6 protein-coding genes are annotated in these 9,162 nt (G+C 73.0%); 4 read left to right on the forward strand and 2 right to left on the reverse strand.

All coding sequences use genetic code 11. From position 1 onward, the window contains the following. Nucleotides 1-135: 135 nt before the first annotated feature. On the reverse strand, nucleotides 136-1,221 hold the full coding sequence (locus tag ACIPLC_RS30760) for a polyprenyl synthetase family protein (RefSeq protein ID WP_400476305.1): 1,086 nt from the start codon (nucleotides 1,219-1,221) through the stop codon (nucleotides 136-138). A 250-nt stretch (nucleotides 1,222-1,471) separates the two neighbouring features. On the opposite strand from ACIPLC_RS30760, the gene ACIPLC_RS30765 reads away from it, so the two are divergent. Further along, complete coding sequence (locus tag ACIPLC_RS30765; RefSeq protein ID WP_400476306.1) at nucleotides 1,472-2,803, forward strand: tol-pal system YbgF family protein; 1,332 nt, start codon at nucleotides 1,472-1,474, stop codon at nucleotides 2,801-2,803. Nucleotides 2,804-2,826: 23 nt separating this feature from the next. Here ACIPLC_RS30765 and ACIPLC_RS30770 read toward each other — a convergent pair whose 3' ends face one another. Next, on the reverse strand, nucleotides 2,827-3,921 hold the full coding sequence (locus ACIPLC_RS30770; protein ID WP_400476307.1) for a hypothetical protein: 1,095 nt from the start codon (nucleotides 3,919-3,921) through the stop codon (nucleotides 2,827-2,829). Nucleotides 3,922-4,826: 905 nt separating this feature from the next. Here ACIPLC_RS30770 and ispH point away from each other — a divergent pair. The 3 genes from ispH to ispG all read left to right on the forward strand — a co-directional run bounded on the left by ispH (nucleotide 4,827) and on the right by ispG (nucleotide 9,014). Continuing rightward, nucleotides 4,827-5,828 (forward strand): 4-hydroxy-3-methylbut-2-enyl diphosphate reductase, encoded by a 1,002-nt coding sequence (ispH, locus tag ACIPLC_RS30775; RefSeq protein WP_400476308.1) that lies wholly within the window; start codon nucleotides 4,827-4,829, stop codon nucleotides 5,826-5,828. A gap of 100 nt (nucleotides 5,829-5,928) precedes the next feature. Then, on the forward strand, nucleotides 5,929-7,848 hold the full coding sequence (locus ACIPLC_RS30780) for a 1-deoxy-D-xylulose-5-phosphate synthase (protein WP_400476309.1): 1,920 nt from the start codon (nucleotides 5,929-5,931) through the stop codon (nucleotides 7,846-7,848). After that, complete coding sequence (gene ispG / locus ACIPLC_RS30785) at nucleotides 7,845-9,014, forward strand: flavodoxin-dependent (E)-4-hydroxy-3-methylbut-2-enyl-diphosphate synthase (protein ID WP_400476310.1); 1,170 nt, start codon at nucleotides 7,845-7,847, stop codon at nucleotides 9,012-9,014. Before ACIPLC_RS30780 ends, ispG begins: the two co-directional genes overlap by 4 nt. Nucleotides 9,015-9,162: the final 148 nt, after the last annotated feature.

Genomic DNA, 9,162 nt, shown 5'->3' on the forward strand with positions numbered 1-9,162 from the left:
TGGATCAGGTGTCCGATTTCGGTGCTCCGCACGGCCTGAGCGGCCTCTCCCGGGGGCCCGGACGGTGGGATCCACACCAGCCCGGCAGTCACAGGGGCGGCCAGGACGGGCGGTCGCCTTCCGGTGCGACTGCGCTCATGTGGTTCTCTTCGTCGCGGCCCGTGCGAGTTCGCGCAGGGTGGCGGCCGCGGCGGGCGGGATCGTGCTGCGGGAGAGGGCGTGGTCGGCCTGCGCGCAGCGGGCCCGGATCATCTGCTCGACCATGTCGCGGGCGCCGGTGGCGGTGATGACGCGTCGGGCGTCCTCGGCCTGCTCCTCGGTCAGGTCGGGGTCGCCCAGGAGCCGGCGCAGCCGGGCGGCCTGGTCCGGGGTTGCGAGTTTGAGGGCGAGGGCTGCGAGGGTGGTGTGCTTGCCGTCGCGCAGGTCGTCGAGGGTGGGCTTGCCGGTGCGGTCCGGGTCGCCGTAGACGCCGAGGAGGTCGTCGCGCAGTTGGAAGGCCTCTCCGAGGGGGAGGGCGAAGTCGCTGAGGGCGGTGCGCAGTTCGTCGTCGGCTCCGGCGAGGGTGGCACCGATCTGCAGGGGGCGTTCGCAGGTGTACTTGGCGGTCTTGTAGTGGATGATCGTCAGTGCCCGGTCGACGTCGTCGGTGGGGTGCCCGGTGGAGGCGAGGTCGAGGTACTGGCCGTACATGACCTCGGTGCGCATGGCGTCGATGAGCGGCAGGATGCGGACGAGCCGGCTGCGGGTGAGGCCTGCGGTGTGGAGGAGTTCGTCGGACCAGGCCAGGGCGAGGTCGCCGATCAGGATCGCGGCGCCAGCCCCGAGGTCGTCGGCGGCCGCCCGGGTGCGGCCCTCGTGGTGCAGGGCGGCGAGGGTGTTGTGGACGGTGGGGTGGCCGCGGCGGGTGGTGGAGTGGTCCATGATGTCGTCGTGGATGAGCGCGAAGGCGTGGAACATCTCCAGCGACGCCGCCACCCGCAGTACCGGCCCCTCGTCGCCGTCGCCGCCAGCCGCGCGCCAGCCGGTCACGCACAGCAGGGGGCGCAGGCGTTTCCCGCCGGAGGAGAGGAAGTCGTGCAGGATCCGGGGGATCTCCCCGGGCAGGTACCGCGCCGTCGCCGCACGGGCCTTGGCGGCGAGGAAGCCGTCGAGGATGCCGTCGACCTGGGTACGGACCACCGTCAGGTCGGGTGATTCGGAGCCGAGGGTCCTGGCAGTCATCACGTTTCTCCGTTCGGTACACCGGTTGCCGCCCCGGGCCGAGTGGCACTCTCGCTCCGGGGGCGCACGAAGGGATTCTCACCGGGGCGCTTGCCAGACCTGCCCGGGAACGCCCACAGTGTGTCCAGTAGGCACCGGCGAGCCGCTTCGACGTAACTCTGCTGAGCAGCAGGGTTGTTGAACCTCTCGCCATGTTGAACGCCCCGCACCCGCCCACCACGTCGCTTCCGCCGCGACCACGAGGTTCACCGTGAGTCCCCGAAACACACCCAATCCCCATCTACGGGCCCTGCTCGACGAAACCGGCTGGACCAACGAGCAACTCGCCCGCGCCGTCAACGCCGTCGGCAGCCTCCGCGCCCTGCCCCTGCACTACGACCGCACCTCGGTCGCGCACTGGCTCCTCGGCTCCCGCCCCCGCCCCGAGGTGGCCGACATCGTCTGCCACGTCCTGTCCACTGCCCTCCGCCGCGCGATCACACCCCAGGCCGCCGGCCTCGCCCCCGCCCCCTCCGCCGCCACCGTCGACAAGCCCACCACCCCGGACATCGCCGTGCGGCTGGAGCAACTCGGCGCCGCCTCGGCCGTCAGCCCCCGCACCCTCCGTCTGATCCCCTACGACCCGACCCTGCGGCCGCCCACGGCTGTCGCACCCTCACCGAGTCCGAGCGGCAGGACCCGGGTCAGTACGGCCCACGTCCAGGCCGCGAACATGATGGCCACCGTGTTCGCCGACGCGGACGACATGTTCGGCGGCGCCCGGACCCGCCCGGCCCTCGCCACCTACCTCGCCACCGACATCGCCCCCCAGCTCACCAGCCCCGCCGGCGCCACGCTCCACCGGCAGCTCCGCCAAGCCGCCGCCGACCTCGCCTACCTCACCGCCTTCACCTGCTTCGACGAACACCTCCACGGCGCCGCCCAGACCTACTACCGCATCGCCGCCGAGCTCGCCGTCGAGGCCGCCGACCCGCTGCGCCACGCGATCGCCCTGCGGCAGATGAGCGTCCAGGCGAACCACCTGGGCGACCGGGCACAGGCCCTGAGCCTGGCCCAGGCCGCGGCCGCCGACGTCACCAAACTCCCGCCGGGATCGGCCGCGTTCATCACCGGACAGCTCGCCGTCACCCTCGCCGCCTCCGACCGGCGCCGCGAGGCGTTCGCCCAACTCGACCGGGCGCAAAACCTGTTGGACGACGCCCAGGACGAACAGAGGACCACCGGCGGCTACCACAGCGCCGCCCTCAACCACCAGCGGGCCGAGGTCCTCGCATCAACCGGCGACGTCTCCCGCGCCTGCGCCGTCCTGTCCCACTCCCTCACCCGCCGACCGGCCGACGAACGCCGGGCCCGGGCCCTGACCACCGCACGACTCGCCGAACTCATGCTCCAACAAGGCCAGTTGGAGGCAGCCTGCCAGCACTGGCACACCTTCCTGCACGACTACCCCCACCTGCAGTCCGCCCGGGCCACCGCGGCCCTGCACACCATGCGCAGCCGTCTGCGCAGCTACCAGCGCGTCCCGGCCGCCGCCCAGCTCCTGCGCCATCCCATCCACCACGAGGACTGCCGACTCCCGTAGTCCGCCCGGGTCGGCCCACACCCTCATGCGGGTCTGCGGTGTGCACGACGGCGGCTGCGCCTCGTGCGCCGTCCGAACGCTAACCGGGGGGCGGACGCCACCCTGCCGCCGGTGGTGGTGTGTTGGGTGGTGACGGCGGTGGGCCCGGTGCCGGAGAGGGCGTGGAGGATCCGGGTCAGCAGCGCCGGGTCGGTCGTGCTGGTGGCGGTGACCCCGATGGCGGCGGTGTGCCGGAGCCATTCGGGACGGATGTCCTCGGGACCGCGGATGAGGCGGGCCGGAGCGCCCGCCTCCTCGACGACCCGCAGGGCCTCCCGGATCTCGGGCTCGTCGAGCAACCCGGCGATCAGGACGGTGTCACAGCTGTGGGCCAGGCGCTGCAGGGTGTGCGCGCGGTCGTCGGCCGCATGGCAGTAGCTGGCGGGGTTCTGCGGAAGGACGTGTCCGAAGCGGGCCCGTACGGCCTCCGTGATGACTTCGGCGTCCTCGACCGGCTGTCCGGGGGCGATGACGACAGCGACCCTCGCAGGGTCGGGTACCGGCATGGTCATGGCCTGTTCGAGGTTCTCGAGGACCCGCACCTGCCCGGGCGCCGCCTGAGCGGTCAGACCGGGAGTCACCGCGTCGGTGAACCGTCCGGCGACCAGGACAGCCTCGCCGCCGGCGACGAAGGCCCGGATCTGCGCGTGGAGGTCCGCGACCTTCCCGCAGGTCGCGTCGACGACGGTGACACCGCGCTCGGCCAGGCGGGCAAGGACCGCGGGTGTGGTGCCGGCCGGACCGATCACGGCCACCGCGCCCGCGGGCACCTGGTCCGCCTCGGCGACGGACACCACCCCTCGTGCCCGCCACCGGGCCGCCACCACGGCGTCGACCGGCACACCGCCCACCACCGCCACCGGGCCCGCCGTCCCGCCCAGTACGGCGTCGACCTCCTCGCGCGCCCGCACCACCCCCGCACACAGCGGCGCGACGCCGGCCGACACCAGCCGCCTCGTGCGCAGCACTGCCGCCCAGTTGTCCAGTGCGCAGACGGTCGCCGTCGAGGGCCCGTCCGCGCCCACGGCGGTCACCACCGCCAGCCCGACCACCGTGCCGTTTCGGGCTACGTAGGTCACCGCCCGCACCGCTCCCCCACCCCCCGCACCGGCACTGAGTTCCTCCCAGGGCCGATCTCCGGTCCAGGGCGAGATCCGGGCACCCCCGCCGGTCACGGCCTCGCCCGCGGGCACGGTGGGACCCGTCGCCTTCGCGAAGGGGACGGGGAAGTCCTGATAGCGGACCCGCAGCCCGGCCCGGCGCAGGGCCCCGGCCAGGAGCTCGGCTCCACGGCAGTCGACCGGCCCCCGCAAGGGATGGTGCAGGAGGGTTGGGACCAGGGCCTCGTCCGGGCACAACGGCCCGATCGGAACAGCCCATTGGTCTTTTCTGAGCGTTCTCTTCACCGCGGTTCTCTCCCTGCCCACGCGCCAGTAGGACGCCGGACAGAACGGGATCCGCACACGGGAATCCCCGGCGTTGAACACGTACTCTGACGCCCCTGCACCCGGCGTCTTCACAGCGGCAACGCCCATCCGCCGCGCGCCCACCCGAACGGCCGTTGGCCTCACTCGAAGGTACTGAAGGTTCCCCACGACGCCCTGGATGCCTGACCAGCGGGGCAAATTTGTGCCCATATACGGCAGTTCGGAGTCGTTCAAGGTCGTTCAACGCGGCATGAGGTTCAACAAGCCTGCCATGGAGAAGAGTTACGCCGGATGACCTGGCCGGGGCTTACTGGACACACGTGAGCGTCCCCGGCAGGTTCAGCGAACGCCTCCGCCTCAGGTCCTCCTCCGCCCGTCGACCGAGCAGCCGCGCGGACCCTCACGGACTCGACCACCTCTCAGGAGAAACTGATGCCCCTTCTGGTCCGTACCGATGCGGCGGGCGCCCTGCACCGCCCCGCCGACACCACAGCGTTCGCCGCTCGCCGTAACCACCAGCCCAGGGCCGGTGGCCTCGCGCGTGGCCGGAGGTCGCGGTGACGGCCGAACCCGACCGCACCCCCGCGGCCGCACCGCCCGCACCGCTCGCCGCCCGCCGTCACAGGACGGTGGTCCTCGCCTCGCCGCGTTCGTTCTGTGCCGGGGTGGAGCGCGCGATCGACACCGTGGAACGGCTGCTGGACGCCCCGGACCGGAACGGGCCGGTGTACGTCCGCAAGCAGATCGTCCACAACGCCCACGTCGTGGCCGGCCTCGCCGCCCGGGGTGCGGTGTTCGTCGAAGAGCTCGACGAGGTACCGGCCGGTGCCACGGTCGTCTTCTCGGCCCACGGTGTGTCACCTGAGGTCCGTGCCCAGGCCGGTGCCCGCGAGCTGACCGTCGTGGACGCGACCTGCCCGCTGGTCACCAAGGTCCACTCCGAGGCCAGGCGCTTCGCCGCCCGTGGCGACACGATCGTCCTGATCGGACACGCCGGGCACGAGGAGGTCGAGGGCACCCTGGGTGAGGCCCCCGCCTCCATCGTCCTGGTCGAGACCCCCGCGCAGGCGGCCGCCCTCCAGGTACCCGACGAGACCCGCGTCTCCTACCTCACCCAGACCACCCTGGCCGTGGACGAGACCCACGAGGTCGTCGACATCCTGCGCCGCCGCTTCCCGGCCCTGCGCGAGCCCCCGTCGGACGACATCTGCTACGCGACCACCAACCGGCAACTGGCCGTGGCGGAGGTCGCGGAGGGCTGCGACCTGGTCCTGGTCATCGGCTCGGCGAACTCCTCGAACTCGGTGCGGATGGTGGAGGTCGCCCGCCGCGCCGGCGCCGAGGCGCACCTCGTGGAGGACGCCGACGGCATCGACCCGGTCTGGATCGAACACGCCGGCACCATCGGTCTGTCCGCCGGGGCGTCCGCCCCACCGGCCCTGGTGACCGGTGTGATCCGGGCCCTCCACCGGTGGGGGGCGGTGACGGTCGTGGAGCACACCGCCGCGGTGGAGGACATGTACTTCGCGCCGCCGGCCCCGGTCAGGGAGCGCCCGTGACCCCTCCTCAGCTCCAGCTGTCGGCCACCGCACACGGCGATCGGCACTCCACCGCCACAGCCACCATCCACTTCGTCCGCTTCGAGAAGGTGTTCACCCCATGACGGCCATCGACCCTCCCTCCCGAGCCGGGGAGACCCGCCCCACCACCGAGGAGGAGGGCAGACGCAACGCCTCCGGTACCGGAGGGCCTCCCGCTGCTCAGGGACCACTGCCCCTCCCCGGAACCCCGGCCGCCCTGCGCGCCCTGCACCCCGGCCGACTCGACCGGCTGGCGGTGGAGATCCGGGACCTGCTCGTGGACCGGGTGTCCGCGACCGGCGGCCATCTGGGCGCGAGCCTGGGCGTGGTGGAGCTGACCATCGCCCTCCACCGGGTCTTCGACTCGCCGCGTGACGCGATCCTGTTCGACACCGGCCACCAGTCCTACCCGCACAAGGTCCTCACCGGCCGCGCCCAGGAGTTCGCCACCCTGCGCCAGCAGGGCGGGCTGTCCGGCTACCCCAACCGCGCGGAGTCCGCGCACGACTGGATCGAGAACTCCCACGCCTCCACCGCCCTGGCCTACGCCGACGGCCTGGCCAAGGCCTTCCACCTGCGAGGAGCCGCACGGCGGGTGGTGGCAGTCGTCGGCGACGGCGCGCTCACCGGCGGCCTGGCCTTCGAAGCCCTGAACAACCTCGGAGCCTCCGGGCACCCCGTCGTCGTCGTGCTGAACGACAACACCCGCTCCTACGACCCCACCATCGGCGCGCTGCCCGCCCACCTGGCCCGGCTGCGCGAGGGGGGCCAGGACGCACCGGACCGCAATGTCTTCACCGACCTCGGGTTCGCCTACCTCGGCCCCGTCGACGGCCACGACATCCCCGCGCTGGAGACCGCGCTGCGCCGCGCCGCGGCCCTCGAACGGCCGGTCGTGGTGCACGCCGTCACTGCCAAGGGGAAGGGCTACGCCCCGGCCGAAGCCGACACCGACGACCGGATGCACGCCTGCGGGGTCATCGACCCGGCCACCGGACGCCCCCGCAACACGGGCAAGCCGACCTGGACGTCCGTCTTCGCCGCCGAGCTCGCCGCCCTGGGAGGTGAGCGCGAGGACGTCGTCGCCCTCACTGCGGCGATGCGCCTGCCGGTCGGGCTCGGCCCGTTCTCCCGGAAGTTCCCCGACCGGGTCTTCGACTCGGGGATCGCCGAGCAGCACGCCGTCACCTCCGCCGCCGGGCTGGCGATGGGCGGCCTGCACCCGGTGGTGTGCCTGTACGCGACGTTCCTGAACCGGGCCTTCGACCAGGTGCTGATGGACGTGGCGCTGCACCGGCTGCCGGTCACCTTCGTCCTGGACCGGGCCGGGGTCACCGGACCCGACGGGCCCTCCCACCACGGCCTGTGGGACCTCGCGGTGCTGGCCCGCGTCCCGGGCATGAGGGTCGCCGCCCCCCGCGACCCGGCCCGGCTGCGGGCCCTGCTCCGCGAGGCGGTCGAGTTCGGCGACGGCCCGAGCACGGTGCGCTTCCCCAAGGCCGCCGCCGCGGCCGACATCGACCCGCTGACCACCATGGACGGCATCGACGTCCTGCACCGCTCCCCACACGCGCCCCTGGACGTGCTGCTGGTCACGGTCGGCACGACGGCCGGCGCCTGCCTGGAGGCCGCCCGGCTGCTGGCGGCCCGGGGCATCGGGGTGACCGTGGTCGACCCCCGCTGGGTGGCTCCGGTCAACCCCGCCCTCGTCCATCTGGCCGGACGCCACCGCATCGCCCTGTCCGTGGAGGACGGGGTCCGCGAGGGCGGCATCGGAGCCCTCATCGCCCAGCACGCCGCCGACGCCGGGGTCACCGTCCCCGTTCACGCCCTGGGCCTGCCCACCCGGTTCCTGGCCCACGGTGAGCGCGGTGCCCTCCTGTCCGCAGCCGGGATCAGCGGCACGGCCATAGCCGACACCGCCCGCCGTCTCCTGGAGCACGGCGGCCCCTCGGCCGCCTCCCTGTCCGCACCATCCTCCGCACGGAGCACGTCATGAGCAGCGTCGACCTCCCCGACCCCACCCCGCCCGGCCTCCGCGGCCCCGCGCCTGCGCCCGCGCCCGGTGGCGGCCCCGTCCTCGCGGCCCGCCGCCACTCCCGGCAGATCCACGTCGGCAGGGTCCCCGTGGGCGGCGGAGCGCCGATCCCGGTGCAGACCATGACGACCACCCCCACCACCGACATCGACGCCACCCTCCAGCAGATCGCCGAGGCCACGGCGGCGGGCTGCGACATCATCCGCCTCGCCGTCCCCTCCGCCGACGACGCCGCTGCCCTGCCCAGGATCGTCGCGAAGTCGCCGATCCCCGTCATCGCCGACATCCACTTCCAGCCCCGCTACGTCTTCCAGGCCATCGACGCCGGCTGCGCCGCGGTCCGCGTCAACCCCGGCAACATCAAGAGGTTCGACGACAAGGTCAAGGAGATCGCCCGGGCCGCCGACGCGGCCAAGGTCCCGATCCGGATCGGGGTGAACGCCGGCTCGCTGGACCCGCGCCTGCTCGCGAAGCACGGCAGCGCCACGCCCCAGGCGCTGGCCGAGTCCGCGCTGTGGGAGTGCTCGCTGTTCGAGGAGCACGGCTTCACCGACCTCAAGATCGCCGTCAAGCACCACGACCCGCTGACCGTCATCGCCGCCTACCGGCTGCTCGCCGCCGGCTGCGACTACCCCCTGCATCTGGGCGTCACCGAGGCCGGCCCCGCGTTCCAGGGCTCCATCAAATCCGCCGTCGCCTTCGGCGTCCTCCTCGCCGAAGGCATCGGCGACACCATCCGGGTCTCCCTCTCCGCGCCGCCCGCCGAGCAGGTCAAGGCGGGCTGCCACATCCTCTCCTCGCTCGGGCTGCGCCCGAGGAAGCTCGAAATCGTGTCCTGCCCCGGCTGCGGACGCCTCCAGGTCGACATCCACCGCCTCGCCCAGCGGGTCGAGGCCGCCTTCGACGGCTTCCCCCTCCCCCTGCGCGTCGCCGTCATGGGCTGCGTCGTCAACGGCCCCGGGGAGTCCCGGGAAGCCGACATCGGCGTCTCCTCCGGCAACGGCAAGGGCCAGATCTTCGTCCGGGGCCGGGTCGTCGCCACCGTCCCCGAAAACCGGATCGTCGAACGTCTCTTGGAGGAGGCCCTCAAGCTCGCCGAGCGCCAGTCGGCCGGATCCCACCCGTAGACCGCCCGAAGGAGCAGAGTCCCATGGCCACTCCGAGCAAGCCGATTCGCCGGCTGGACCGGGTGATCATCCGTTTCGCCGGTGACTCGGGTGACGGGATGCAGCTCACCGGTGACCGGTTCACGTCGGAGACGGCGTCGTTCGGCAA

The sequence above is a fragment of the Kitasatospora sp. NPDC086801 genome (genome assembly GCF_044745805.1).
Taxonomy (GTDB): domain Bacteria; phylum Actinomycetota; class Actinomycetes; order Streptomycetales; family Streptomycetaceae; genus Kitasatospora.

Bases quoted from the DNA above. Each gene is read 5' to 3' on its own strand.
- ACIPLC_RS30760 (WP_400476305.1), bottom strand. From the start codon at position 1,221: ATGACTGCCAGGACCCTCGGCTCCGAATCACCCGACCTGACGGTGGTC.
- ispG (WP_400476310.1), top strand. From the start codon at position 7,845: ATGAGCAGCGTCGACCTCCCCGACCCCACCCCGCCCGGCCTCCGCGGC.
- ACIPLC_RS30780 (WP_400476309.1), top strand. From the start codon at position 5,929: ATGACGGCCATCGACCCTCCCTCCCGAGCCGGGGAGACCCGCCCCACC.